Raw genomic sequence first — 25,120 nt, 5'->3', positions numbered from 1 at the left:
CTCACCACCGACACTGCCGAGTGCGCGATCGGCCACACCGGTGGGGCGCATCGACCCAGACGGCGGAACGGGCCCCGGAACGGGGCTGGACGGGGGCCCGCCCCCGGGAACGCGAAAAGGCCGGGCCGACCACCCGTGAGGGTGGTCGGCCCGGCCGCACGCCCCCTCAGAGGGGGCGCAAGATCACTTGACGGTGACCTTGGCGCCGGCACCCTCAAGGGCAGCCTTGGCCTTCTCGGCAACGTCCTTGGCAACCTTCTCCAGGACCTTGGCACCAGCGGTGTCAACGAGGTCCTTGGCCTCCTTCAGGCCGAGGGAGGTCAGGGTGCGCACCTCCTTGATGACCTGGATCTTCTTGTCGCCGGCAGCGTCGAGGATGACGTCGAACTCGTCCTGCTCCTCGACAGCGGCCTCGGCGCCACCGGCACCGCCGGCAACGACGACGGCGGCGGCCGGGGCGGCAGCGGTGACGTCGAACTTCTCCTCGAAGGCCTTCACGAAGGCGGCCAGCTCGATGAGGGTGAGCTCCTCGAACTGCGCGAGCAGCTCGTCCTGGGACAGCTTCGCCATGATGGCGTCCTTCCACTAAATCGGCAGGTGGTGCCGGATGTACGGGTTGGGCGGGCACGGGCCCGCAGCGAGGCGTGAGCCTGCCGAATTACTCGGCGGCAGCGTCCTCGGCGGCGGGAGCCGGCGTACCGGCACCGCCCTGCTCGACCTTGTCGCGCAGCGCGTCCACAGTGCGGACGAGCTTCGACGGCAGGGCCTGGAAGAGCGCGGCAGCCTGGGACTGCTTGGCCTTCAGGGCACCCGCCAGCTTGGCGAGCAGCACCTCGCGGGACTCAAGGTCCGCGAGCTTCTTGATCTCATCGGCGGTCAGCGCCTTACCGTCAAGGACACCGCCCTTGATGATGAGAGCGGGGTTCTCCTTGGCGAAGTCACGCAGAGCCTTCGCCGACTCCACCGGGTCACCGGTGACGAAGGCGACAGCCGTCGGACCGTTGAACAGGTCGTCGAGCTCCGTGATCCCGACCTCATTGGCCGCGATCTTGGTCAGCGTGTTCTTCACCACGGCGTACTCGGCGTTGTCGCCGAGCGAGCGACGCAGGGTCTTGACCTGCTTCACCGAGAGACCGCGGTACTCGGTCAGCAGCGCCGCGGAGGAGCCACGGAACTTGTCCGTGATCTCGGCGACGGCAGCAGCCTTGTCGGGCCTGGCCATAGGCTTACGCCTCCTTCCGTGATGTCGAAGTCAGGCCGACCACGAAAGTCGACCAATTCTGCCGCTGACCGGCTGGACGGAAGGAAAGCTCCTGCGGAAACGCAATGAGCCCCGATGCGCAGGGGCACGGGGCTCGGAACGACCTCGACGGGCTGCCGCGCGAACGCGGGACCCGGAAGTCGAAGCTCCAGACACACCTGCGCGGGCTGCCTGCGACGAATCGCAGATCCTTCGGCCACCGACTCCCTCTCGGGCGCCCGGCGACAACCAGCGGTCTTTGGCTTCGGCCAGATTAGCCGGACGCGTCCGCGAGGTGCAAATCGCCCTCGGACGGAGCAACCCCTCAGCGGCTCAGCGGGCCAGCGGTGAGACCGTCCGCACGCCGGTGTCCGCGGTGTCCGTCTCGGCCGGCGCCTGCGCCGAGAGCAGGGCGCCGGCCAGGTCGGTGTAGAGCACCGAGTCGTCCGCCCGGCCGCTGTCCCCGCTGCCGGTGCGCTGGAGCCGCACCAGCTGGTCCTTGTCGTTGAGCCAGAGGTCCAGGGTGAGCAAGAGCGAACCGCCGGGGGCGAGCGCGGCCCGCAGGCCGTCCCGGCGGGCCTGGGGCAGCTGGGTCTGGGCGGCCGCGTACCGCTCGGCGTTGGTGGTGACCCGGTAGTGCTCGACGGTCGAGTCCTCGTACTTCTCCTCGCCGACGAAGGCGGGGTCCGTCCCGTCGGCGGTGGCCGCGGCCAGCGCCTCCACCGGGTTCAGCAGGTCGATCAGCCCGGCGTACGGGATCTCCTTGCGGCCGTCCGGGTCCGGCGGGACGGTGAAGCGCTCCCAGTGCCTGCCGCCCTGCCGGGCCGCGGTGGCCGCGTCGCCGCCCTGGTAGGCGACGGTGTCCACGACGATCAGCTGCTCGGCGTCGGCCGGGGTGGAGCGCTTGACCTGCAGCGCCGTCTTCGGCTGCCAGAACAGCGGGCCGGATCCGGCGTCCGCGCCGAGCCGGTAGCTGACCTTGGCCCGGCGGGCGGTCTGCATGGCCAGCTGGGCGGAGAGCAGCACGCCGTGCGGGGAGCGGTCGGTCGGCTTGGCCGCGGAGGCGGTCGGCGACGCGCTGGTCGGGGTCGGGCTGCCGGACGGCGCGGCCGAGCCGTCGGCTCCCCCGCCGCAGCCGCTCAGCCCGCTCGCCAGCAGGGCGACGACGGCCACTGCCGCCAACCGCTGCCGTCCCGCCACGTCCGTTCCCTTCCTCACCCTGCTCCGTCCGACGACGGCCCTCGTCCCGCCACCTTGCCACCCGTTACCGGCCCGCGCCGTGGCGGCCCCCTCAGCGGTCGGGCCGGTCCGGCCGGATCCACCGGGTCGGCCGAGCCGGGGCCGTGCGCGCCGGTCGGCCGGTGGCGCCCTCCTCCGGGCTCCGCGGGCTCGGTGGACGCCACCACGTCGGACGGGTCCGGGTGGTGGCGGTCACCGGGACGGCGTGGTCCGGGCCGTCGCCCACCGGGACGGCGTGGTCCGGGTGGGCGACGGCCGGATCAGCTGCCGAGCAGCTTGAGGAGCTCGGCCTGGTCGCCGAGGTCGGCGGCGGCGGGCGCGGTGATCGCGGCGGCCTTGCCGAGGTCCGAGTAGGTGACCGTGACGGCCTCCTTCGTGCCGTTCGTGTCGCCGTACTCCTGGTACTGGACGAGCTCCTGCTTGGCGTTCAGCCAGAAGTCGAAGGTGAGGGTCTTGCCGTCCTCCTCCAGCGTCTTCTGGACGGCCTTGCGCTGCTCCTCGGGGAGCCCCGACATCCCGGCCACCAGGGTGGAGGTCTCCTCGACCGCACGCAGGTGGGTGGTCGGGGTGCCCTTCAGGTCCTCCTGGCCGACCTTGGTCGGCTTGCCGCTCTGGGCCGCGACGGTGAGCAGGACGACCGGGTTCAGCATCTGGCCCGCCGCCCGGAAGCCGTCCCCGGCCTCGTTCCCGGCGGGCAGCTTCACCCAGTGCTTCCCGCCCAGGACCGCGGCCGCGTCGTCGCCGCCGAGGTAGGCGTCCGGCCCGACCACCCGGATCCGGAGCTTCTTGCCCCCCATGTCGCCGACCAGGTCCACGGCGGCCTTGGCCGGGTCCTTCCAGTCGGCGTCGCCGGTGCCGCCGCCCTTGGCGTCGTCCGGGGCGACCATGGTGACCTTGCCGTTGCCGGCCTTCTGCATGACCAGCGCGGAGGCGGCCAGCGCCGCCTTCGGGTCCCCGGTCAGGGCCGCCGCGATCGGGTCGCCGCCGCCCTTGGCGTCGCCGGCCTTGGCGTCGTTGCCGCCCTTGCTGCTGCTGCAGGCGGTGACCGCACCGAGCAGGACGACCGTCGTCGCGACGGCCGAGGCGAGGCGCACAGCGCGCATGAAGTCCCCCGTGAAGATCATCGTCGACCCGGACAGGAGCCGCTTCCCGGCTCTTCCCAGGTCTCTCCCAGTCATTCCCAGCCGGACTCTAACGGATCTCCCGAGCCGTCAGTCACCGGATTCCGGGCATCCCGTCAGCCGTCCGCGGCGGGCGACGCGTCGCCCGTCCCGGAGGACGGGACGTCCGTCGTGGTCACGGTGGTTCCGGCGGTGCCCCGGACCGTCTCGCGCAGTCTCATCAGCCGCTCGCCGGGCCCCACCCAGACGTCGAAGCCGATCGTCGTGACCCCGCGCTGCCGGTACCAGTCGACCGCGGCCGCGCGCCGCTGCGGGCTCGACTCCCGGTCCGCGCCGAAGAATCCGTCCACCGACACGGAGCCCTGGTAGTGCGCGACGGTCGTGCCGGCCAGCTGCTCGCCGCCGAGCGATCCGAGCGGGACGGCCTGGGCGATCGCGTAGGCGCGGCTGCCCGGGTCGGTGACCAGCGTGGTCGTCCAGCCGCCCGCGTAGCCGTCCGGACCGGGGCCGGCCGTCGGGTCCAGCGACTCGGCGCCGGCCCGGTCGGCGTGCTTGGCCGCGCCGCCCTGGTAGACGAGGTCGATCGCGCCGTTCCTCGACGTCAGCTGCCCGGTGCCCGCCTCGTCGGTGACGGTCAGCGCGGCCTCGTCCCGGGGGCCCCAGACCAGCGTGCCGCTCGCGGTGCGGCGCCCCTCGGGCCCCTCCCGCTCCACCTCGATCCGGGCACCGCCGGCGTCGTCCAGGGCCTGCGCGGCCGAGAGCACCACCTGCTTGGGCGGCAGGGCCGTGGGGACGCCGGGCGTGCCGGTGTCCGGTACGGCCAGCAGGCTGCAGCCGGTGCCGGCGCCGAGCAGCAGCAGGACGGCCGCCAGGGCGGCGGAGCGGGGGGCTGGCGGCACGGCACACTCCGTCGGTCGCGGGCTCTCCACATGATCTGACCGGCAGAGCGTACGACGATTCGTGCATGCGTTCCCATCCGGGCAGGTCCCGGCCCGGCGGCCGCTCCCGTCGCACCCCCGACCCCGGCTCCGGGAGCGGCTCCGACCGCGGGAACGACGACGGGCCCGCACCCCCGGTGAAGGGGGTGCGGGCCCGTCGTACGGACTGCTCTAGAGCGCTGGGGCTCAGACCGCGGCCGGGTCCTCCTCGACGAGGAGGTTGCGGGTGCGGTTCGGGTCCACCTGGATGCCGGGGCCCATGGTGGTCGAGAACGCGGTCTTCTTGATGTAGCGGCCCTTGGCGGCGGACGGCTTGGCGCGGAGCACCTCGTCCAGCGCGGCGGCGTAGTTCTCGACCAGCTGCTCGTCGGTGAAGGAGGCCTTACCGATGATGAAGTGCAGGTTCGAGTGCTTGTCGACGCGGAACTCGATCTTGCCGCCCTTGATGTCGTTGACAGCCTTGGCGACGTCCGGGGTCACGGTGCCGGTCTTCGGGTTCGGCATCAGACCACGGGGACCGAGCACGCGGCCCAGGCGGCCGACCTTGCCCATGAGGTCCGGGGTGGCGACGACGGCGTCGAAGTCCAGCTTGCCCTTCGCGACCTCGTCGATCAGCTCGTCGGCACCGACGATGTCGGCACCCGCAGCACGCGCGGCCTCGGCACGCTCGCCGGTCGCGAAGACCAGGACCCGAGCGGTCTTACCGGTGCCGTGCGGGAGGATCACGGTGCTGCGGACCATCTGGTCGGCCTTGCGCGGGTCGACGCCCAGACGCATGGCGACCTCAACGGTGCCGTCGAACTTGGTGGTGCTGGTCGCCTTGGCGAGGCGGACAGCCTCAAGGGGGGCGTAAAGGCGCTCGCGGTCGACCTTGGCGTCCGCGGCCTTCAGAGCCTTGCTGCGCTTCACTGCTGCTCCTGAATGGTGATTGGAGTTGTGGTGTCTCGGGCCTGCGCAGGCCCTACCACAGGGAACGAGAAGGGGATCAGCCCTCGACCGTGATGCCCATCGACCGGGCGGTGCCGGCGATGATCTTCTCCGCGGCGTCCAGGTCGTTGGCGTTCAGGTCGGGCATCTTGGTGGTGGCGATGTCGCGGACCTGGGCGCTGGTGAGCTTCGCGACCTTGGTCTTGTGCGGCTCGCTGGAGCCCTTCTCGATACCGGCGGCCTTCAGGATGAGGCGCGCGGCCGGCGGCGTCTTCGTGATGAAGGTGAAGGAACGGTCCTCGTAGACCGTGATCTCCACCGGCACGATCATGCCGCGCTGCGACTCGGTCGCAGCGTTGTAGGCCTTGCAGAACTCCATGATGTTGACGCCGTGCTGACCCAGCGCGGGGCCGACCGGCGGCGCCGGGTTGGCCGCGCCGGCGTTGATCTGGAGCTTGATAAGCCCCGTGACCTTCTTCTTCTTGGGAGGCATGTCTCTCCGGGTCCTTCCGAGAGGTGATTGCTGGTGCGTGCGGAACCGGGGCGACACCCGGCCGCCAGCACACACATCGGACCAGGCTAACGCGTTCGCGCCGCTGGACCAAAACGGATCCGGGGCGGGGCCGTCGGCCCCGCCCCGGATCCGAAGACCGTATGACTAGTTCTTCTGGATCTGGTCGAAGGAGAGCTCGACCGGGGTCTCCCGGCCGAAGATCTCGACCAGGCCCTTGACCTTCTTCGAGTCGGGGTTGATCTCGTTGATGGTCGCCTGCAGGGTCGCGAACGGGCCGTCGGTGACGGTGACCGAGTCGCCGACCTCGAAGTCCAGCACCTGGATCTCGCTCGGCTTGACCGGCGAGGGCTTGCCGGCCTCCTTGGCCGCCTGGCGCTCGACGTCGGGGGCGAGCATCTTGACGACCTCGTCCAGCGTCAGCGGGTACGGGTCGTAGGCGTTGCCGACGAAGCCGGTGACACCCGGGGTGTTGCGCACGACGCCCCAGGACTCCGGGGTGAGGTCCATGCGCACCAGGACGTAGCCGGGGAGCTTGTTCTGGCGGATGGTCTTGCGGTCGCCGTTCTTGATCTGGACGACCTCCTCCTGCGGCACCTCGGCCTGGAAGATGTACTCCTCGACGTTCAGCGAGACGGCGCGCTGCTCCAGGTTCTGCTTCACCCGGTTCTCGTAGCCGGCGTAGGTGTGGATCACGTACCACTCGCCCGGCATGAAGCGCAGGTCCTCGCGGAACTTGGCGACCGGGTCGACCTCCTCGGCCTCCTCGGCCTCCTCGACCTCGGCCTCCTCGACCTCGGTCTCCTCGGCGGCGGCCTCGACGTCGCCCTCCTCGTGCAGCGCGGCCTCCTCGGCGGGCTCGCCGGCCTCGGCCTCGTCGTACGCCTCGACCTCGTCCTCGTCGCTGTCCGCGGCGTCCACGATCTGCTCGGCGGACTCGACGTCGTCAGCCAGCTCGGCCGCGTCCAGCTCGGCGGCGACATCCGCCTCGCGGACGGTCTCGTCGGCGTCGTACAGGGGGGACTCAGACACGGTGGCTGCTTCTTTCCTGGAGATGGTGAAGGTGGCGCGCTCCGGAACCGGACCCGGCGCGCTGCCGCTCGCGCGGGCGCCTGGATGAGGCCTCGGAGACTTCAACAGTACCGAGTCAACGGTAACGGCGCGTACGACCTCCGCCGACAGCTCGACCCGGGCCGAAGGTCGGCCCGGGTCGGGAGGCTGTTTCGAAGGTGGGCGGCTGCGTCAGCCGAAGATCCAGAGGCTCAGCTTGGAGAAGCCGTAGTCCAGACCGGCCACGAAGGCCATCACGACGACGACGAACACGACCACGACGGTGGTGTAGTTGGTGAGCTCGCTCCGGGTGGGCCAGACCACCTTGCGCAGTTCGGCGATGATCTGGCGGTAGAACAGCGCCATGCGGGCGAACAGGCCCTTCTTCGCCCGCTTGCCGGACTTCTTGTCGCCGGAGCGGTTGGCCCGCTTGCGGTCGCGGCGCGAGAGCGCCTTCTCCTCGCCCTCGGCAGGCGTGGTCCCGGCAGCGCCGTCGGCACCCTCGGGGTTGCCGCTCTCAGGCGTTGCGGTGGAGCCCGTGGTCTCCGTCACTCGTCCTCACCTGAATCCGGGTCCTGCCGGACCGTCGCCGCGCACCCTAGATGGAGCACGACCGGCCGGCTTAGCGGTGCTGATCGGTGCCATCTCCGCATCAAGCCCGCTCGCTCTGTGGAGCGAACGGGCTAAGTGCGGATCTAGCAGCAGGGCAAGAGGGACTCGAACCCCCAACCGCCGGTTTTGGAGACCGGTGCTCTACCAATTGAGCTATTGCCCTACGGTGCCTCGCGGCTCCGGTGGCGACCAACCTACCGCATCTCTCCCCGCTGTCTGCACAGGCGGTTCAAGCTCCGGTCTTTTTCGGCGGGCCGTCGAGCAGCGAGTGTACGTGGTCGAGGGGCGTTTGGTCGAACCTCTTCTTCCGGGACGATCGATCGCCCGGCGGATGTCCGGTCCGGCGGGGCGCCCGCCGACGGATCGCCGGACGCCGGGATCCGGACGGAGCCGTACGGATACTGGAACCGCGCTGCCCGGTCCGTCCCGGTTCTGCGACGATGCAGGCATGAGCGCTTCCACCCCGCAGCCCGACCAGTCCATCCGCCCCGCCGACCGCCGGGTCTCCGCCCGGATCGGCGCGATCGCCGAGTCCGCGACCCTCGCCGTGGACGCCAAGGCCAAGGCCCTCAAGGCCGCCGGCCGCCCGGTCATCGGCTTCGGTGCCGGCGAGCCCGACTTCCCCACGCCGGACTACATCGTCGAGGCCGCCGTCGAGGCCTGCCGCGACCCGAAGAACCACCGCTACACCCCGGCGGGTGGCCTGCCCGAGCTGAAGGCCGCGATCGCCGCCAAGACGCTGCGCGACTCCGGCTACGAGGTGGACGCCTCCCAGGTACTGGTCACCAACGGTGGCAAGCAGGCGATCTACGAGGCCTTCGCCGCGATCCTGGACCCGGGCGACGAGGTCATCGTCCCGGCCCCGTACTGGACCACCTACCCGGAGTCGATCCAGCTGGCCGGCGGCGTCCCGGTGGAGGTCGTGGCCGACGAGACCACCGGCTACAAGGTCTCGGTCGAGCAGCTGGAGGCCGCCCGCACCGAGAACACCAAGGTGGTGCTGTTCGTCTCGCCGTCCAACCCGACCGGCGCGGTGTACACCCGGGCCGAGGCCGAGGCGATCGGCCGCTGGGCGCTGGAGCACGGCCTGTGGGTGCTCACCGACGAGATCTACGAGCACCTGGTCTACGGCGACGCCGAGTTCACCTCGCTGCCGGCCCTGCTGCCCGAGCTGGCCGACAAGTGCATCGTGGTCAACGGTGTCGCCAAGACCTACGCGATGACCGGCTGGCGGGTGGGCTGGGTGATCGGCCCCAAGGACGTCATCAAGGCCGCGACCAACCTGCAGTCGCACGCCACCTCGAACGTCTCCAACGTCGCCCAGCGCGCCGCGATCGCCGCCGTCGCGGGCGACCTCTCGGCCGTGCACGAGATGCGGACCGCCTTCGACCGCCGCCGCCAGACCATCGTGAAGATGCTCAACGAGATCGACGGCGTCGTCTGCCCCGAGCCGCAGGGCGCGTTCTACGCGTACCCGTCGGTCAAGGGCCTGCTGGGCAAGGAGATCCGCGGCAAGCGTCCGCAGACCTCCGCCGAGCTGGCGGGTCTGATCCTGGACGAGGTCGAGGTCGCCGCCGTCCCCGGTGAGGCCTTCGGCACCCCCGGCTACCTGCGGTTCTCCTACGCGCTCGGCGACAACGACCTGGTCGAGGGCATCAGCCGGATCCAGAAGCTGCTGGCCGAGGCCCGCGACTGACGTCAAGCAGACATTCGGGATTCACCCGGCACACCGCCCTCTTCCACCCCTTCGGGGGACGAAAAGAGGGCGGTTCCCGTTCTGGGGCCGCATACGGCAGTATCGGTGAATGGAACGCCTGTTGAACCCGCGAGACGTCAGGGGCCTCCCGAAGGCCCACCTGCACCTGCACTTCACCGGCTCGATGCGACCCGCCACGCTGCTGGAGCTGGCCGACAAGCACGGCGTCCGGCTGCCGGAGGCACTGAGTTCCGGCGAACCGCCCAGGCTGCGGGCCACCGACGAGCGCGGCTGGTTCCGCTTCCAGCGCCTGTACGACACCGCCCGCTCGGTGCTGCGGGACGAGGCGGACATCCGGCGGCTGGTCCTGGAGACCGCGCAGGACGAGCGGCGGGACGGCTCCCGCTGGCTGGAGATCCAGGTCGACCCGACCTCGTACGCGCCCCGGCTGGGCGGGCTGATCCCGGCGCTGGAGCTGATCCTGGACGCGGTGGACCAGGCCGCCCGGGCCACCGGGGTGGGCATCCGGGTGCTGGTCGCGGCCAACCGGATGAAGTCCCCGATGGACGCCCGGACGCTGGCCCGGCTGGCCGTCCGCTACGCCGACCACGGGGTGGTCGGCTTCGGCCTCTCCAACGACGAGCGCCGCGGCCTCGCCCGGGACTTCGACCGGGCCTTCGCGATCGCCCGCAAGGGCGGCCTGCTGGCCGCCCCGCACGGCGGGGAGCTGGCCGGCCCGGAGTCCGTCCGGGACTGCCTGGACGACCTGGACGCCGGCCGGATCGGCCACGGCGTCCGGGCCGCCGAGGACCCGCGGCTGATGGAGCGGCTGGCGGCCCGGCAGATCACCTGCGAGGTGTGCCCGTCCTCCAACGTCTCGCTCGGCGTCTACGAGAGCCCCGAGGAGGTCCCGCTGCGCAAGCTCTTCGACGCCGGGGTGCCGCTGGCGCTGGGCGCGGACGACCCGCTGCTGTTCGGCAGCCGACTGGCCGCCCAGTACGACCTGGCCCGGGACGTCCTGGGCTTCGACGACGCCGAACTCGCCGAGCTGGCACGGCAGTCGGTGCGCGGCTCGGTCGCGCCGGAGGCCGTCCGCAAGGAGCTGCTGGCGGACATCGACGCCTGGCTGGCGAACGGGCACGCCCCCGCGGGCACGCCCGTCACCGCCGCTGCGGCACCCTAGGCGCGCGCCGGCGGAGCACGCCGCGCAGCGCAGCCCAGCCGGGGCGCCGCGCTAGAGCGCGACGCCCACCATCACCGGCTCGTTCACCAGCTCCACCCCGAAGGCCTCGCGGACCCCGTCCCGGATCTCCCGGGCCAGGGCCAGCAGGTCCTCGGCGGTGGCCGAGCCGCGGTTCGTGAGCGCCAGGGTGTGCTTGGTGGAGAGGGTCGCCGGGCCGCTGCCGTAGCCCTTGCCGAAGCCGGCCTTGTCGATCAGCCAGGCCGCCGAGGTCTTGGTGCAGCCCTCCGGGGCCGGGTAGGCGGGGGCGTTCTCGGTGCCCGGGCGGGTCCGGAAGGACTCGTACTGCGCGGCCGTGAGGACCGGGTTGGTGAAGAAGGAGCCCGCCGACCAGGTGTCGTGGTCGGCCGGGTCCAGCACCATGCCCTTGCCGGCCCGCAGCCCCAGCACCGCCTCGAAGGCCTCGGCCAGCGGCACCCGCTCGTCCTGTCCGACCCCGAAGTGCTTGGCCACCTCGGCGTACTTGACCGGACTGGAGAGGCCGGCGTGGTCCGCCAGGGCGAACCGGACCCGCAGCACCACGTAGCGGTCCGGCTCGGCCTTGAACCGGCTGTGCCGGTAGGAGAACGCGCACTCGGCGTTCGAGAGCGTGACCACCTCGTCGGCGGTGCGGTCGTAGACGACCACCTCGGTGATCGTCTGGGCGACCTCCTGGCCGTACGCGCCGACGTTCTGCACCGGGGTGGCGCCGGCCGAGCCGGGGATGCCGGCCAGGAACTCGATGCCGGCCAGGCCGTGCTCGCGCACCGCCCGGGCGACCGCCTCCGACCACACCTCGCCGGCGGCCAGCTCCAGCACGGTGCCGTCCAGGGCGAAACCGGCGGTGGCGATCCGCAGCACGGTGCCGGGGAAGCCGGCGTCGCCGATCACCAGGTTGGAGCCGCCGCCGAGGACCAGCAGCGGCTCACCGGCCGCGTCGGCCTCGCGGACGGCGGCGATCACCTCGCCGTCGGTGTGGGCGGTCACCAGGCGGCGGGCCGGGCCGCCGAGCCGGAGCGTGGTCAGCGGGGCGAGGGGGGCGTCGTTTTCTACCAGCACGCCCACCAGCGTACGGGGGGAAGGGCGGCCCCCCGGCCGCCCTTCCCCCGCCCCGGTCCGGTGCGGGTCCGCCACCGGCTCAGACCCGGGCCGCACCGGCCCGGTCCGCCGCCGGCTGCCCGTCGGCGGCCCGGCCCGCGACCGCGGCCCCGGCCCCGCGCCGGCGCGGGATGAGCACCGCGGCGAACGCCCCGGCCCCGACGGCCAACGCGCCGACGTACAGGGCGGGCACCAGCCCGTCCGCGAAGGACCGGGCCGACTCGTAGCCGCCCTGCGCCGAGAAGACCGCCGAGAGCACGGCGACCCCGAGCGCCCCGCCGACCTCGCGCAGCGCGTTGTTGGCACCGGAGGCGATGCCCTGCTCCTTCGGCCGGACGCTCGCCATCACCAGCTGGGCGGTCGGGCCGAAGTACAGCGACATCCCGATCCCGCAGATCACGATGACCGGGACCTGCGCGGCGTAGTCGAAGCCGCCGCCGTCCGCGACGAGGCCGAACAGCGCGAGGCCGATCGCCTGGAGCGCCAGCCCGGCCACCACGATCGGCCGGCCGCCGATCCGGTCGGAGACGATGCCCGCGATCGGCGAGACCAGCAGCGGCATCGCCGTCCAGGGCAGCATGCGGATACCGGCCTCCTGCGGGCTGTAGCCGCCGACCCCCTGGAGGTACTGGCTGATCAGGAAGATCGAGCCGAACATCCCGAGGTACATCAGCAGGCTGGCGGCGTTGACGGCCGAGAAGGTGCGGCTGCGGAAGAGCCGCATCGGCAGCATCGGGTGGGCGGCCACGCGCTGCTCGTACCGGACGAAGGCGGCCAGCAGCACGACTCCGCCGATCAGGGCGCCGAGGACCAGCGGGCTGGTCCAGCCGTCCGGGTTGCCGCGGATCAGGCCGAGCACCACCCCGAACATCCCCAGGCTGACCAGCGCCGTTCCGGGCACGTCCAGGGCCCGGTCCGCGCCGTGGCTCTCGCCGAGCCGGCGGAAGGCCAGCGGCAGCAGGACGAGGCCGACCGGGACGTTCACCCAGAAGATCCACTGCCAGGAGAAGTGCTCGGTCAGCGAGCCGCCGATCAGCGGTCCGGCGGCGACCGCGAGGCCGCTGACGCCCGACCAGATGCCGAAGGCCAGCCCCCGCTTGGCCTCGGGCACGGCCGCGGTGAGCAGGGTGAGGGTGAGCGGCATCATCACCGCGGCTCCGACGCCCTGGACCGCCCGGGCGGCGATCAGCTCGCCGATCTCCGGGGAGAGGGCGGCCCCGGCGGAACCGGCCGTGAAGATCGCCAGGCCGACCAGGAAGATCCTCCGGCGGCCGAAGCGGTCGCCGAGGGCGGCGCCGAACATCAGCAGCACGGCGAAGCTCAGGGTGTAGGCGCTGACCGTCCATTCGAGGTCGGACAGACCGCCGCCGAGTTCCTCGCGGATCGACGGCAGTGCGGTGGTGACCACCAGGTTGTCCAGGGCGGCCATGAAGCCGGCCGCGCTGACGATCACCAGGGTCCAGATCGCGGTCCTGCCGAGGACCGGTTTCTCCGTCATGACTTCCCCCAGGTTCCTCTCGGGCGTTCCAGGAGTCTCAGGTAGTTATCGCTCAATAACTTTCAGGGGCCGAAAAGGGGCCGCACGGGTGCCACCGTGCGGCCCGCCTACTCGGCCTTGTCGCACTTGTCGTCGAAGCCGGTCCAGATCCGGTGGTCCGGCGGGAAGCCCAGGGCCACCAGGGTGTTGATCAGCATCCCGTGCGCGAAGAACTGCGTGGTGTCCCCCATGTCGCCGCCGATCCGGATCCTGACCCGCTCGAACAGGCCCTCCCAGAGCCGCCGGGCGCTCTCCCCGAGCTCCTCCTCGCCGGACGCCCTGGCAGCGAACACCGAGACGTAGAGCTGCATCTGCATCATGAGCTGGTCACGGTCCTCGACCAGCCCCAGGTACGCCCCGGACATCGCCTCGACGGCCGCCTCGCCGGTCAGACCGGCCGAGGCCTCGTCGAAGACCCGCCAGGTCTCCTCCACGCAGCGCTCGGCGGCCGCCTCGAAGATGGCCTGCTTGCCCGGGAACAGCCGGAACAGGTACGGCTGCGAGACGCCCACCCGGCGGGCGATCGCCTCGGTGGAGGTGCCCCGGTAGCCACCGCGGGCGAACTCGATCATCGCGGCACGGACGACGCTCTCGCGCCGATCGTCCGCACTCATCCTCATGCTCGACCTCGCCATGCATTCAAAGTTAGTGGCCAATCACTATCTTCGCAAGACCCGCGACCGCGGCCGGGGTTCCGCCGGACGGCCCCCGGGTGCGGCCCGGCCGGTCGAGCGAACGCCCGACCGGCCCGCAGCCCCGGACCGGCCGGCCCTCAGACCAGCCGGACGACCGCCTTGGACATCCCGAGGACCTTCTGCCCGCCCGTGGTGGCCAGCAGGTCGACCTGCACCTTGCGGTCGTCCAGCTTCTTGGCGACCTTGGCCGAGACCTCGACCACCGCGCCGACCCCGTCGTTGGGCACCGGCACCGGACGGGTGAACCGCACGCCGTACTCGACCACCGCGGCCGGGTCGCCGACCCAGTCGGTGACCACCCGGATCGCCTCGGCCATGGTGAACATGCCGTGCGCGATGACGTCGGGCAGGCCGACCTCCAGGGCGAACTTCTCGTTCCAGTGGATCGGGTTGAAGTCGCCCGAGGCGCCCGCGTAGCGCACCAGCGTGTCGCGGGTCACCGGGAACGTCTGCGCCGGCAGCTCGGTGCCGACCTCGACCTCGTCGTAGCTGATCGCCATCGCGCTCACTCCCCCGCCTCGTCGGCGGCCCGGGCCACCAGGGTCATGACCGACGTCACCACGTGCTCGCCGGTCGCGTCCGTCACCTCGCCGCGCACGGTGAGCACGTCGTTGCCCGCGAGCGACTTGATGTTGTCGATGGTCACCTCGACCGACAGCCGGTCCCCGGCCCGCACCGGGCGGGTGTAGGCGAACTTCTGGTCGCCGTGCACCACCCGGGTGAAGTCCAGGCCCAGCTCCGGGTCCTCGACGACCTGGCCGGCCGCACGGTAGGTGATCACGAACGGGAAGGTCGGCGGGGCGATCACGTCCGGGTGGCCCAGCGCCTTCGCCGCCTCCGCGTCGGTGTACGCCGGGTTGGCGTCACCGATCGCGATCGCGAACTCGCGGATCTTCTCCCGGCCGACCTCGTACGGCTCGGTGGGCGGGTAGCTACGCCCGATGAAGGAGGGGTCGAGCGCCATGGCAGCTCCTGGGATCACGGGTGGAAACGAAGCGGACGGATACGGAAAAGACTCCGGGCCGCACCCCCCGTGAGGGATGCGGCCCGGAGTCGAAGACCTGAATTCACACAGGCCCGATGCCCTACGACGAGGTCAGCGGGTCTCGCGGTGCGCGGTGTGCGAGTTGCAGCGGGGGCAGTGCTTCTTCATCTCAAGACGGTCCGGGTCGTTACGCCGGTTCTTCTTGGTGATGTAGTTCCGCTCCTTGCACTCCACGCAGGCCAGCGTGATCTTCGGGCGGACGTCGGTGGCAGCCACGGGAGTGCCTTCCTTGGACAACGAATAAGAACACAACAAGAGTAGCCGACCGGGAGTGCGATCTCCCGACCGACTACGCGGGGTAGCGGTGACCGGACTTGAACCGGTGACACAGCGATTATGAGCCGCTTGCTCTACCAACTGAGCTACACCGCCACAGTGATCCGCAGCACAGCCGAAACTGACTGCTTCTCACCAGAGCCCCCATGCGGAATCGAACCGCAGACCTTCTCCTTACCATGGAGACGCTCTACCGACTGAGCTATAGGGGCGAACGAGGAAGAGATTACACGTTTCGCGCCCGGAGGTGAAATCCGTATCCCGCGGCGAAGACCGCAGGTGGGCGAGGTGCACGGACGAGCGATCCAAGGCAGGTCGTTCGATCGGCCTCCGAGGCGCGCGGCCCGACCCGATACGACTATTGCCCGCCTCCCGGCACCCCGCCCCCGCGCGCCATAGGCTCGACGCTCATTGATCGGGATCGACTGGCCGACCGCACGGTCCGGCGCGAGAAGGAGCCGGCGATGGACAGCGCAGCCGCCGACGGGCCGCACCACGGGCCCGGCCCGGCGGCCAACCCCCTCGGGCACGGCCCGGTCCTGCTGCTCACCGGCGCCCGGTTGGCCGACGGGCGAGTGGTGGACGTCCGGATCAGCGGCGACCGGATCCAGGCCGTCGGCACCGTCGGCAGCCTCGGCCCGCTGCCCGCCCTGCCCGGCGCGCCCACCGTGACCACCGGCGCCCGGATCGACCTCAAGGGCTACCTGCTGCTCCCGGCCCCCGCCGAGGCGCACGCCCACTACGACGCGGCCTTCTCCGCCGCCCTGCCCGCCCCGCCGCCGGACACCCAGACCGACCTCACCCGCCGGGTCACCGAGGCCGCGCTCACCTCGCTGGGCTACGGCGCCACCGCCCAGCGCACCCACGTCCGGATCGGCGACGTGCACGGGCTGCGCCCGCTGGAGGCGGTGCTCACCGCCCGCCAGGCACTGCGCGGGCTGGCCGACCTGCAGGCGGTCGCGATGCCCCGGCTGCTCACCGGGCGGGCCGGTGCGGACGGCCGGGCGCAGCTGCGCGAGGCGCTCAAGCTGGGCGCCACGGCGGCCGGCGGCTGCCCGGAGCTGGACCCGGACCCGGCCGGCTACGTGGAGCTGCTGCTGGAGGCCGCCCGGGAGGCCGACTGCCCGGTGGACCTGCACACCACGGCCGCCGATGCGGCCCAACTCGCCCGGCTGGCGGGCGCCTTGGCACCGCTGAGGCCACGGGTGACGCTCGGGCCGTGCGGTGCGCTGCCGCGCGGCGCGTCGACGGTGCTGGCGACCAGCGGGGTGCGGGTGGTCTGCCTGCCGCAGAACGGCGGCTGCACCGGCCTGGAGGGCCGGCCTTCCGGCCTGCGGCCGGGCCTGCTGCGGGAGTTGGCGGCGGCCCGGGTGCCGCTGGCGGCGGGCAGCGGGGCCCTGCGCGACCCGTCCAACCCGGTCGGCCGGGCGGATCCGCTCGCGTGCGCCTATCTGCTCGCGGCGAGCGGGGAGCTGGCGCCGGAGGCGGCGTACGACGCGGTGGCGAACCAGGCCCGGGCGGCGCTCGGGCTGGCACCGGTCCGGGTGGACGCCGGGTTCCCCGCGGAGCTGCTGGCGGTGCGCGGGGACAGCCTGGCCGGGGCGCTCTCCGGCGGGCACAGCCGGCTGGTGGTGCACAGCGGCCGGGTGGTCAGCCGGACCAGCGCGGTACGGGAGTTCGCGGACACCGTGGCGCTGGCGCTGCCCCGGCAGTCCGGGAGCGCCGAGGGCTGAGCGACGGCCGGGGTCCGGGCTGCGGGGTCCGGGCTGCGGGGCCGACGTACGGGTTCCGACGTACGGGTTCCTGCGCGAACACCAAGGGGCGCGCGACGGGTTGTCGCGCGCCCCTCCCCCACCTGCCGGCCGTCGTTCGACGGCGGTGTGAGCGGCCCCGGGCTTCCCCACACGGAGCTGGGCCCGCTCGGTTCGGTACCGACGCTACGCCCACGGAGCACCACCGCCGGCCCGCCTTGACGCCCTCCTGTCGGCACGCGGCGGACTCTTGATGCCCCCTTGACGACCGGGCCTGCTCTTCCCTCCCCCTCCCTCTCCCCCTCGCCCACCCGCGCTACGGCACGTACCGGTACCCGATGCCCGGCTCGGTGATCAGGTGCCGCGGCCGGGCCGGGTCCCGCTCCAGCTTGCGGCGCAGCCCGGCGAGGTAGACCCGCAGGTAGTTGCCGCGCCCCTCCTGCGCCGGGCCCCACACCTCGCGCAGGATCTGCCGGCCGGGCACCAGCCGGCCGGGGTTGGCGAGCAGCAGGGCGAGGATCCGCCACTCGGTCGGGGTGAGCCGCACCGTGCCGTCGGGCCCGTTCACCGTGGTGGCCGCGAGGTCCACGGTGTGGTCGCCGATCACCGGCCGGACCGGCTGGACGCCGCCCAGCGGCCGGCGCAGCACCGCGCGTAACCGGGCCAGCAGTTCGTCCATCAGGAACGGCTTGGTCAGGTAGTCGTCGGCGCCCGCGTCGAGGGCGCCGACCTTGTCCGCGGCGTCGCTCCGGCCGGAGAGCACGATGATCGGCATCGCGCTGTGGGTGCGCAGGCCGCGCAGCACGTCCATCCCGTCGAGGTCGGGCAGGCCGAGGTCGAGCAGGACGGCGTCCGGGAGCGAGTGCGCGGCGCGGTCGAGCGCCTCGCCGCCGCTGGCCGCGGTGCGGACGGCGTACTGCCGGGCGCTGAGGTTGATCCTCAAGGTGCGCAGCAGGGCCGGTTCGTCGTCGACGATCAGGATCTCACTCATGCGGCGCCTCCTCCTCGGGGCCGACGGGCTCGGGGGTGATGGGCTCGGGGGTGATGGGCTCAGCTGCGACGGGCTCGGGGGCGGGGTGCGCCGTGGCGGCGGGCAGGGTGAGCAGCATGGTGGTGCCGCCGCCGGGGGTGTCCTCGACCTCCAGGCTGCCGCCCATGGCCTCGGCGAGGCCGCGGGAGAGGGCGAGGCCGAGGCCGACGCCGGTGGTGTTGTCGGTGTCGCCGAGGCGCTGGAAGGGCAGGAAGACCCGGTCGCGGTCCTCGGGGGCGATGCCGGGGCCGCGGTCGATCACCCGGACCTCGACCTGGTCGGCGTGGTGGCTGGCGGTGACCAGGACGGGCGCGCCGGGGGCGTTGTGGCGCAGCGCGTTGGTGATCACGTTGGCGAGCACGCGTTCCAGCAGGGGCGGGTCGGCGAGCACCGCCGGGGCGGTGTCGAGGTCGAGCGGCTGGATCGGCGCGTACGGGTCGGTGAGGCTGTCGAGCGCCCGGGGCAGGACCTCGTCGAGGTGGGTCTCGGTGAGGTGGAGGGTGAGCGCGCCGGCCTGGAGGCGGCTCATGTCGAGCAGGTTGTCGACCAGACGGGTGAGCTTGACCAGCGACTCGTCGGCGGTGGCGAGCAGTTCGGCCTGGTCCTCGGGCGAGAACTCGACGTCGGGGCTGCGCAGCGAGCCGACCGAGGCGCGGGCGGCGGCGAGCGGGGTGCGCAGGTCGTGGCTGACGGCGGCGAGCAGGGCGGTGCGCATCCGGTCGGCGGCCTTGATCGGTTCCACCTCGGCGGCGACGACGGCGAGCCGGTCCCGTTCCAGGGCGGCGGCGACGTGCGCGGCGAAGGCGGTGAGCACCCGCTGGTCGGCCGCGGGCAGCCGGCGGCCGGTGAGGACCAGGACGGCGTCCGGGCCGACCGGGACCTCGGTGGTCTCGTGCGGGCCGTCGCCGTCGTCCGGGTGCTCGTCCGTGCAGTGCGCGAGCACCTCGCCGTCGGCCCGGGAGAGCAGGGCGACGGCCCGCATGCCGAAGGCCGTCCGGGACTTCTCCAGCAGGGCGGGCAGCGCGTCGGCACCGCGCAGCACGCTGCCCGCCAGGGTGGAGAGGGTCTCGGCCTCGGCGGTGGCCCGGGCGGCCCGGGCGGTGAGCCGGCCGGCGTGGTCGACGACGGTGGAGACGGTGAGCGCGATGGCGGCGAAGACCACCAGGGCCACGATGTTGTTGGTCTCGCCGATGGTCAGGCTGTGGATCGGCGGGATGAAGTAGTAGTTCAGCAGCACCGAGGCGAAGAGCGCGGCCACCAGGGCGGACACGGCGCCGCCGAGCAGGGCCACGATGACCACGCCGAGCTGGAAGATCAGCGCGTCGGTGGTGAGGTTGATCCGGTGGTGCGCCTGGGAGAGCAGGGCGGTGAGCAGCCAGGGCAGGACGAAGCCGGCCGCGTAGCCGACGACGGTGCGGCGCCTGGAGTGGCGGCGGCCGAGCGAGGGCAGCCGGCCGCGGCCGGTGAACTCGTGGGTGACCATGTGGACGTCGATGTCCTCGGAGGCGTCCACGGTGGTCTCGCCGATGCCGGGGCCGGTGAGGAAGCGGTTGATCCGGCCGCGGCGGCTGGTGCCGAGGACCAGCTGGGTGGCGTCGTGGGCGCGGGCGAAGGCGAGCAGCGCGGTGGGGATGTCGTCGCCGACGACCACGTGGTAGCTGCCGCCGAGGTCCTCGACCAGCTGTCGCTGCTGGGCGAGCGCGCCGGAGGAGGCGCCGGCCAGGCCGTCGCTGCGGGTGACGTGGACGGCCAGCAGGTCGCCGCCGGCCGTCCGGTCGGCGATCCGGGCGGCGCGGCGGATCAGGGTCTCGCCCTCGGGGCCGCCGGTGAGGGCGACCACGACGCGTTCGCGGGTCTCCCAGACCCGGTCGATGTTGTGGCTGGCCCGGTAGTCGCGCAGTCCCTCGTCCACCCGCCCGGCGACCCACAGCAGGGCGAGTTCGCGCAGGGCGGTGAGGTTGCCGACCCGGAAGTAGTTCGAGAGTGCGGCGTCCACCTTCTCCGCCTTGTAGACGTTGCCGTGGGCCATCCGGCGGCGCAGGGCCTGCGGGGCCATGTCGACGAGCTCGATCTGGTCGGCCCGGCGGACCACCTCGTCCGGGACGGTCTCGCGCTGCGGGATGCCGGTGATCTTCCGGACGACGTCGTTCAGCGATTCCAGGTGCTGGATGTTCACCGTGGTGATGACGTCGATCCCGGCGGCGAGCAGTTCCTCGACGTCCTGCCAGCGCTTGGCGTGCCGGCCGCCGGGGATGTTGGTGTGCGCCAGCTCGTCGACCAGGACGACGGACGGGCGGCGGGCGAGCGCGGCGTCGAGGTCCATCTCCTCGAACTCGGCGTCCCGGTAGGAGCGGTGGACCCTCGGCAGGACCTCCAGGCCCGCGAGCATGCCCTCGGTGTGGCGTCTGCCGTGGCACTCGATGTACCCGACCACGACGTCGGACCCGCGGTCCCGTCTGCGCCGGGCCTCGTCCAGCATCCGGTAGGTCTTGCCGACCCCCGGCGCGGAGCCGAGGTACACCCTCAGCCGGCCGCGGCGGACGCCGGAGCCGGGGGTGAGGTCGCGGGCCATGGGCACTGCTCTTTCCATCGGATCGGAGGTGGCGGACGTCTGCGGACACGGGTCGGCCGGCCCGGGCGCGGGAGGCGTCCTCCCGTGCCCGGGCCGGCCCGGTCACCCGCTCGTGTGGGGCGGTGTCACTTCTGCTCGCTGAGCGCCCGGTTGAGCAGCACGACGTTGACCACCTCGTTGCCGAGGAAGCCGAGCGAACGGCTCTCGGTGTGCGCGTCGACCAGCGCGGCCACCTTCTCGACGGGCAGGCCGCGCTCCTTGGCGACCCGGTCGACCTGCTCCTTGGCGTAGGCCGCCGAGATGTCCGGGTCGAGGCCGGAACCGGAGGCGGTCAGCGCGTCGGCCGGGACGCGCGCCGGGTCGACGCCGTCGAACGCGGCGACGGCGGCGCGGCGGTCGTTGACGGCCTTCAGCAGGTCGTCGCTGTTCGGGCCCTGGTTGGAGGCACCCGACGAGGATCCGTCGTAGCCGGTCCCGGCGGCGGAGGGGCGGGGCTGGAACCACTTCGGGTCCGGCTGGGCCTCCTCCTTCGGGTCGTCCGGGTTCTTCTTCGGCAGGTTGAAGTTCTGGCCGATCAGGCTGGACCCGATCTCCTTGCCGTCGGCCTTCACGATCGAGCCGTTGGCCTTGTCGCCGAAGGCGACCTGGGAGATCCCGGTGACGAGCAGCGGGTAGGCGACTCCGAGGATCACCGTGAGCACCAACAGCACGCGCAGCGCGGTGAAGTGGGTGCGGACGGCGGTCGGCAGGGGCTTGGACATGGTGTTTCTCTCCTTTCCCTGCGTCAGTTCAGGCCGGGGATGAACTGGACGATCAGGTCGATCAGCTTGATGCCGACGAACGGCACCACCAGACCGCCGAAGCCGTAGATCCCGATGTTGCGGCGCAGCAGGGAACTGGCGTCGGACGGGCGGTACTTCACGCCGCGCAGGGCGAGCGGGATCAGGCCGATGATGACCAGGGCGTTGAAGATGATCGCCGAGGTGATCGCGGACTGGGGGCTGTGCAGGCCCATGATGTTGAGGTGGCTCAGGCCCGGGTAGACCCCGGCGAACATCGCGGGGATGATCGCGAAGTACTTGGCCACGTCGTTGGCGATCGAGAAGGTGGTCAGCGCGCCGCGGGTGATCAGCAGCTGCTTGCCGATCTCCACGATCTCGATCAGCTTGGTCGGGTTGGAGTCGAGGTCGACCATGTTGCCGGCCTCCTTGGCCGCCATGGTCCCGGTGTTCATCGCGACGCCGACGTCGGCCTGGGCGAGCGCGGGGGCGTCGTTGGTGCCGTCGCCGGTCATCGCGACCAGCTTGCCGCCCTCCTGCTCCTTCTTGATCAGGGCCATCTTGTCCTCGGGCGTGGCCTCGGCGAGGAAGTCGTCCACGCCGGCCTCCTCCGCGATCGCCTTGGCGGTCAGCGGGTTGTCGCCCGTGATCATGATGGTCTTGATGCCCATCCGGCGGAGCTCGTCGAAGCGCTCCCGCATGCCCTCCTTGACCACGTCCTTGAGGTGGATGACACCCAGGACGCGGGCGGGCTCGTCACCGATCCTGGTCGCGACCACGAGCGGGGTGCCGCCGGCGGCTGAGATGCCGTCGACCAGGGCGGAGACCTCGTCGCCGACCGAACCGCCGTTCTCGACGACCCAGTTGGTGACCGCGCCGGCCGCGCCCTTGCGGACCTGGTGGACTCCGTCGGTCTCGTCGAGGTCCACGCCCGACATGCGGGTCTGGGCGGTGAACGGCACCCAGGTGGCGTGCGTCAACTCGCCCTGGGCGCGGGCCCGCAGACCGTACTCGGTCTTGGCGAGGACCACGATCGAGCGGCCCTCCGGGGTCTCGTCCGCCAGCGAGGACAACTGCGCGGCGCCGGCCAGTTCGCCGGTGGACACGCCCGGGGCGGGCAGGAACTCGGCGGCCTGGCGGTTGCCCAGGGTGATGGTGCCGGTCTTGTCGAGCAGCAGGGTGTTGACGTCGCCGGCGGCCTCGACGGCGCGGCCGGACATCGCCAGCACGTTGCGCTGCACCAGACGGTCCATGCCGGCGATGCCGATCGCGGAGAGCAGCGCGCCGATGGTGGTCGGGATGAGCGCCACGATCAGGGCGACCAGCACGATCATCGACTGCGGGGCGCCCGCGTAGGTGGCCATCGGCTGCAGGGTCACCACGGCGACCAGGAAGACGATGGTCAGCGAGGCCAGCAGGATGTTGAGCGCGATCTCGTTCGGCGTCTTCTGCCGGGCGGCGCCCTCGACCAGGGCGATCATCCGGTCGATGAAGGACTTGCCGGGCTCCGAGGCGATCTTCACCACGATGCGGTCGGACAGCACCTTGGTGCCGCCGGTCACCGCGGAGCGGTCGCCGCCGGACTCGCGGATGACCGGCGCGGACTCCCCGGTGATCGCCGACTCGTCCACCGACGCGACACCCTCGACGACGTCACCGTCACCCGGGATGACCTGTCCGGCCTCGACCACCACGTGGTCGCCGAGGCGCAGGGCGGTGCCCGGGACCTCCTCCTCGTCCTGCGTGGCCGGCCAGTTCGTCAGCCGGCGGGCGACGCTCTCGGTCTTGGTCTTGCGCAGGGTGTCGGCCTGGGCCTTGCCGCGGCCCTCGGCGACGGCCTCGGCCAGGTTGGCGAAGATCGTGGTGAGCCAGAGCCACACGGTGATGGCCCAGGCGAACACGGACGGGTCGGCTATCGCGGAGATCGTGGTGACCACCGATCCCACCTCGACCACGAACATCACCGGGTTCTTGACCATCACCCGGGGGTCGAGCTTCTTCACCGCGTCCGGCAGGGACGCGACGATCAGCTTCGGGTCGAGGAGGCCGCTCGACACTCTGTGCGGCGCGGCGGGCTCGGCCGTGTCGGCCGGAGCGGGGTTGAGCGTTGGGGTGGACATCAGGAGGTGAGACCTTCCGCGAGCGGCCCGAGGGCCAGGGCCGGGAAGTAGGTGAGGCCGACGACGATCAGGATCACGCCCGACAGCAGGCCCACGAACAGCGGCTTGTGGGTGGGCAGGGTGCCCGGAGTGGCCGGGACGGGCTGCTGCTGGGCGAGCGAGCCGGCCAGCGCCAGGACGAAGACGATCGGCAGCAGACGGCCGAAGATCATCGCCAGGCCGAGCGCGGTGTCGTACCAGTCGGTGTTGACGGTGATGCCGCCGAAGGCCGAGCCGTTGTTGTTGGCGGCGGAGGTGAACGCGTACAGCACCTCCGAGAAGCCGTGGGCGCCCGAGTTGAGCATCCCGGCCCGCTCGCCCGGCAGGGCCATCGCCACACCGGTGCCCACCAGCACGATGGTCGGCGTGGTGAGGATGTAGAGGGAGGCGAACTTCATCTCCCGGCCGCCGAGCTTCTTGCCCAGGTACTCGGGGGTGCGGCCGACCATCAGACCGGCGACGAACACCGCGACGATCGCCAGCACGAGCATGCCGTACAGGCCGGAGCCGGTGCCGCCGGGCGCGATCTCGCCCAGCATCATGTTGAAGACCGTCAGCCCGCCGCCGAGCGGCGTGAACGAGTCGTGGAAGGAGTTCACCGCACCGGTCGAGGTCAGCGTGGTCGAAGCGGCGAAGAGACCGGAAGCCGCAATGCCGAAGCGCTGTTCCTTGCCCTCCATCGCCCCGCCGGCCGCCTGCAGCGCACTGCCGGAGTGCTGGGCCTCGGCGAGGGTGATCAGCGCGGTCGAGGCGATCCAGAACAGGCCCATCACGGCGACGATCGCGTAGCCCTGACGGTTGTCGCCGACCATCCGGCCGAAGGTCCGGGGCAGGGCGAACGGGATCACCAGCAGCAGGAAGACCTCGACCAGGTTGGAGAAGCCGTTCGGGTTCTCGAAGGGGTGCGCCGAGTTGGCGTTGAAGAAGCCGCCGCCGTTGGTGCCGAGCAGCTTGATGACCTCCTGGGAGGCCACCGGGCCGCCCGGGATCTTCTGGACGTCACCCGCGAGGTTGGTCACCTCGTGGAAGCCGTGGAAGTTCTGGATCACGCCGGTGGCGGCCAGGACGAGGGCGAACACGATCGAGATCGGCAGCAGCAGCCGCAGGTTGATCCGGACGAGGTCCACCCAGAAGTTGCCGACCCGGTCGGTCCTGTTGCGGGTGAAGCCCCGGATCAGCGCGGCGACGACGGCGATGCCGACGGCCGCGGAGACGAAGTTCTGCACCGCCAGACCGGCCATCTGCGCCAGGTGGCCCATCGCCTGCTCGCCCGCGTACGACTGCCAGTTGGTGTTGGCGACGAACGAGATCGCGGTGTTCCAGGCCTGGTGGCCCGCCATCTGCGGAACGCCCAGGTTCAGCAGCAGGTAGCCCTGCAGGCGGATCAGGCCGTAGAGGAAGAGCACGGAGACGGCCGAGAAGGCCAGCACCGAGCGCAGGTACACCGGCCAGCGCTGATCGGCGTCACCGTCGACGCCGATCACCTTGTAGATGCCGCGCTCGACTCTGAGGTGCTTGGAGGTGGTGAGGAGCTTGGCGATGTAGTCGCCGAGCGGGCGGTAGCACAGGGCCAGCGCGCCGACGAGGGCGAGGGCCTGCATCCAGCCCGCGAGAGTGGATCCCAT

At 71.9% G+C, this 25,120-nt stretch carries 23 protein-coding genes and 3 tRNA genes; 3 read left to right on the top strand and 23 right to left on the bottom strand.

Features of this window, described 5'->3' with window-relative positions; genetic code table 11:
* Positions 1-183 precede the first annotated feature (183 nt).
* The 10 genes from rplL to ACZ7KX_RS07965 all read right to left on the bottom strand — a co-directional run bounded on the left by rplL (position 184) and on the right by ACZ7KX_RS07965 (position 7,801).
* A complete protein-coding gene (rplL, locus tag ACZ7KX_RS08010) occupies positions 184-570 on the bottom strand; it encodes a 50S ribosomal protein L7/L12 (RefSeq protein ID WP_470325799.1) in 387 nt (128 codons plus the stop codon).
* Positions 571-658: 88 nt separating this feature from the next.
* Entirely contained in the window at positions 659-1,222 is a 564-nt protein-coding gene (gene rplJ / locus ACZ7KX_RS08005) for a 50S ribosomal protein L10 (RefSeq protein ID WP_470325798.1), read from the bottom strand.
* A gap of 351 nt (positions 1,223-1,573) precedes the next feature.
* Positions 1,574-2,440 (bottom strand): SCO4651 family lipoprotein, encoded by an 867-nt coding sequence (locus ACZ7KX_RS08000; RefSeq protein ID WP_350519877.1) that lies wholly within the window; start codon positions 2,438-2,440, stop codon positions 1,574-1,576.
* Positions 2,441-2,739: 299 nt separating this feature from the next.
* Entirely contained in the window at positions 2,740-3,582 is an 843-nt protein-coding gene (locus ACZ7KX_RS07995; protein WP_470325797.1) for an SCO4651 family lipoprotein, read from the bottom strand.
* 134 nt (positions 3,583-3,716) lie between these two features.
* The gene (locus ACZ7KX_RS07990) at positions 3,717-4,499 is read right to left on the bottom strand and encodes a hypothetical protein (protein ID WP_470325796.1); all 783 of its coding nucleotides are present in this window, start codon (positions 4,497-4,499) and stop codon (positions 3,717-3,719) included.
* A 225-nt stretch (positions 4,500-4,724) separates the two neighbouring features.
* A complete protein-coding gene (gene rplA, locus ACZ7KX_RS07985) occupies positions 4,725-5,447 on the bottom strand; it encodes a 50S ribosomal protein L1 (RefSeq protein ID WP_030290441.1) in 723 nt (240 codons plus the stop codon).
* 76 nt (positions 5,448-5,523) lie between these two features.
* Entirely contained in the window at positions 5,524-5,958 is a 435-nt protein-coding gene (gene rplK / locus ACZ7KX_RS07980) for a 50S ribosomal protein L11 (RefSeq protein WP_030232334.1), read from the bottom strand.
* Positions 5,959-6,123: 165 nt separating this feature from the next.
* Positions 6,124-7,008 carry a transcription termination/antitermination protein NusG gene (gene nusG / locus ACZ7KX_RS07975; protein WP_470325795.1) on the bottom strand — a complete coding sequence of 295 codons (885 nt, stop codon included), beginning with the start codon at positions 7,006-7,008 and terminating at the stop codon, positions 6,124-6,126.
* 210 nt (positions 7,009-7,218) lie between these two features.
* Positions 7,219-7,578, bottom strand: a complete 360-nt coding sequence (secE, locus tag ACZ7KX_RS07970) for a preprotein translocase subunit SecE (RefSeq protein ID WP_350519872.1) — start codon at positions 7,576-7,578, stop codon at positions 7,219-7,221.
* A 150-nt stretch (positions 7,579-7,728) separates the two neighbouring features.
* Positions 7,729-7,801, bottom strand: a tRNA-Trp gene (locus tag ACZ7KX_RS07965).
* Between the two features lie 285 nt (positions 7,802-8,086).
* Here ACZ7KX_RS07965 and ACZ7KX_RS07960 point away from each other — a divergent pair.
* A complete protein-coding gene (locus tag ACZ7KX_RS07960) occupies positions 8,087-9,334 on the top strand; it encodes a pyridoxal phosphate-dependent aminotransferase (RefSeq protein ID WP_350519871.1) in 1,248 nt (415 codons plus the stop codon).
* Between the two features lie 109 nt (positions 9,335-9,443).
* Positions 9,444-10,517, top strand: coding sequence for an adenosine deaminase (locus tag ACZ7KX_RS07955; RefSeq protein ID WP_470325794.1), 1,074 nt, complete (start codon positions 9,444-9,446; stop codon positions 10,515-10,517).
* Positions 10,518-10,568: 51 nt separating this feature from the next.
* On the opposite strand, the gene ACZ7KX_RS07950 is transcribed toward ACZ7KX_RS07955, so the two are convergent.
* The 8 genes from ACZ7KX_RS07950 to ACZ7KX_RS07915 form a co-directional block, all read right to left on the bottom strand.
* Positions 10,569-11,612, bottom strand: coding sequence for a UDP-N-acetylmuramate dehydrogenase (locus ACZ7KX_RS07950; protein WP_470325793.1), 1,044 nt, complete (start codon positions 11,610-11,612; stop codon positions 10,569-10,571).
* A 79-nt stretch (positions 11,613-11,691) separates the two neighbouring features.
* Positions 11,692-13,149 (bottom strand): MFS transporter, encoded by a 1,458-nt coding sequence (locus ACZ7KX_RS07945; protein ID WP_470325792.1) that lies wholly within the window; start codon positions 13,147-13,149, stop codon positions 11,692-11,694.
* Between the two features lie 107 nt (positions 13,150-13,256).
* A complete protein-coding gene (locus tag ACZ7KX_RS07940; RefSeq protein ID WP_470325791.1) occupies positions 13,257-13,802 on the bottom strand; it encodes a TetR/AcrR family transcriptional regulator in 546 nt (181 codons plus the stop codon).
* 158 nt (positions 13,803-13,960) lie between these two features.
* On the bottom strand, positions 13,961-14,383 hold the full coding sequence (locus tag ACZ7KX_RS07935; protein WP_470325790.1) for a MaoC family dehydratase: 423 nt from the start codon (positions 14,381-14,383) through the stop codon (positions 13,961-13,963).
* A gap of 5 nt (positions 14,384-14,388) precedes the next feature.
* The gene (locus ACZ7KX_RS07930; RefSeq protein WP_402221063.1) at positions 14,389-14,847 is read right to left on the bottom strand and encodes an FAS1-like dehydratase domain-containing protein; all 459 of its coding nucleotides are present in this window, start codon (positions 14,845-14,847) and stop codon (positions 14,389-14,391) included.
* 132 nt (positions 14,848-14,979) lie between these two features.
* Positions 14,980-15,144 carry a 50S ribosomal protein L33 gene (gene rpmG, locus ACZ7KX_RS07925; RefSeq protein WP_006604855.1) on the bottom strand — a complete coding sequence of 55 codons (165 nt, stop codon included), beginning with the start codon at positions 15,142-15,144 and terminating at the stop codon, positions 14,980-14,982.
* Positions 15,145-15,227: 83 nt separating this feature from the next.
* A tRNA-Met gene (locus tag ACZ7KX_RS07920) sits at positions 15,228-15,300 on the bottom strand.
* Between the two features lie 43 nt (positions 15,301-15,343).
* A tRNA-Thr gene (locus ACZ7KX_RS07915) sits at positions 15,344-15,416 on the bottom strand.
* A 252-nt stretch (positions 15,417-15,668) separates the two neighbouring features.
* Between ACZ7KX_RS07915 and ACZ7KX_RS07910 the strand changes: the two genes are divergently transcribed.
* A complete protein-coding gene (locus tag ACZ7KX_RS07910) occupies positions 15,669-16,937 on the top strand; it encodes an amidohydrolase family protein (RefSeq protein WP_470325789.1) in 1,269 nt (422 codons plus the stop codon).
* Positions 16,938-17,271: 334 nt separating this feature from the next.
* Here ACZ7KX_RS07910 and ACZ7KX_RS07905 read toward each other — a convergent pair whose 3' ends face one another.
* The 5 genes from ACZ7KX_RS07905 to kdpA form a co-directional block, all read right to left on the bottom strand.
* Positions 17,272-17,946: a response regulator gene (locus tag ACZ7KX_RS07905; protein WP_350519863.1), complete on the bottom strand. Its 675-nt coding sequence runs from the start codon at positions 17,944-17,946 to the stop codon at positions 17,272-17,274.
* A complete protein-coding gene (locus tag ACZ7KX_RS07900) occupies positions 17,939-20,557 on the bottom strand; it encodes an ATP-binding protein (protein ID WP_470325788.1) in 2,619 nt (872 codons plus the stop codon). Before ACZ7KX_RS07900 ends, ACZ7KX_RS07905 begins: the two co-directional genes overlap by 8 nt.
* 125 nt (positions 20,558-20,682) lie before the next feature.
* Positions 20,683-21,318 (bottom strand): potassium-transporting ATPase subunit KdpC, encoded by a 636-nt coding sequence (kdpC, locus tag ACZ7KX_RS07895; protein WP_470325787.1) that lies wholly within the window; start codon positions 21,316-21,318, stop codon positions 20,683-20,685.
* A gap of 23 nt (positions 21,319-21,341) precedes the next feature.
* Positions 21,342-23,456, bottom strand: coding sequence for a potassium-transporting ATPase subunit KdpB (gene kdpB / locus ACZ7KX_RS07890; RefSeq protein ID WP_470325786.1), 2,115 nt, complete (start codon positions 23,454-23,456; stop codon positions 21,342-21,344).
* Entirely contained in the window at positions 23,456-25,120 is a 1,665-nt protein-coding gene (gene kdpA, locus ACZ7KX_RS07885; protein WP_470325785.1) for a potassium-transporting ATPase subunit KdpA, read from the bottom strand. Before kdpA ends, kdpB begins: the two co-directional genes overlap by 1 nt.

The organism is Kitasatospora sp. NPDC038210, assembly GCF_055600605.1.
The sequence above is the reverse complement of the archived record's forward strand: the minus strand, read 5'-3'. Positions and strand labels throughout refer to the sequence as shown.

What these genes read in the sequence shown, in the direction of transcription:
- rplL (WP_470325799.1), bottom strand. Translation starts at nt 570, where the DNA reads ATGGCGAAGCTGTCCCAGGACGAGCTGCTCGCGCAGTTCGAGGAGCTC.
- rplJ (WP_470325798.1), bottom strand. Translation starts at nt 1,222, where the DNA reads ATGGCCAGGCCCGACAAGGCTGCTGCCGTCGCCGAGATCACGGACAAG.
- ACZ7KX_RS07995 (WP_470325797.1), bottom strand. Translation starts at nt 3,582, where the DNA reads ATGCGCGCTGTGCGCCTCGCCTCGGCCGTCGCGACGACGGTCGTCCTG.
- rplK (WP_030232334.1), bottom strand. Translation starts at nt 5,958, where the DNA reads ATGCCTCCCAAGAAGAAGAAGGTCACGGGGCTTATCAAGCTCCAGATC.
- ACZ7KX_RS07960 (WP_350519871.1), top strand. Translation starts at nt 8,087, where the DNA reads ATGAGCGCTTCCACCCCGCAGCCCGACCAGTCCATCCGCCCCGCCGAC.
- ACZ7KX_RS07955 (WP_470325794.1), top strand. Translation starts at nt 9,444, where the DNA reads ATGGAACGCCTGTTGAACCCGCGAGACGTCAGGGGCCTCCCGAAGGCC.
- ACZ7KX_RS07945 (WP_470325792.1), bottom strand. Translation starts at nt 13,149, where the DNA reads ATGACGGAGAAACCGGTCCTCGGCAGGACCGCGATCTGGACCCTGGTG.
- ACZ7KX_RS07940 (WP_470325791.1), bottom strand. Translation starts at nt 13,802, where the DNA reads ATGAGTGCGGACGATCGGCGCGAGAGCGTCGTCCGTGCCGCGATGATC.
- ACZ7KX_RS07935 (WP_470325790.1), bottom strand. Translation starts at nt 14,383, where the DNA reads ATGGCGATCAGCTACGACGAGGTCGAGGTCGGCACCGAGCTGCCGGCG.
- ACZ7KX_RS07930 (WP_402221063.1), bottom strand. Translation starts at nt 14,847, where the DNA reads ATGGCGCTCGACCCCTCCTTCATCGGGCGTAGCTACCCGCCCACCGAG.
- ACZ7KX_RS07910 (WP_470325789.1), top strand. Translation starts at nt 15,669, where the DNA reads ATGGACAGCGCAGCCGCCGACGGGCCGCACCACGGGCCCGGCCCGGCG.
- ACZ7KX_RS07905 (WP_350519863.1), bottom strand. Translation starts at nt 17,946, where the DNA reads ATGAGTGAGATCCTGATCGTCGACGACGAACCGGCCCTGCTGCGCACC.
- ACZ7KX_RS07900 (WP_470325788.1), bottom strand. Translation starts at nt 20,557, where the DNA reads ATGGCCCGCGACCTCACCCCCGGCTCCGGCGTCCGCCGCGGCCGGCTG.
- kdpC (WP_470325787.1), bottom strand. Translation starts at nt 21,318, where the DNA reads ATGTCCAAGCCCCTGCCGACCGCCGTCCGCACCCACTTCACCGCGCTG.
- kdpB (WP_470325786.1), bottom strand. Translation starts at nt 23,456, where the DNA reads ATGTCCACCCCAACGCTCAACCCCGCTCCGGCCGACACGGCCGAGCCC.
- kdpA (WP_470325785.1), bottom strand. Translation starts at nt 25,120, where the DNA reads ATGGGATCCACTCTCGCGGGCTGGATGCAGGCCCTCGCCCTCGTCGGC.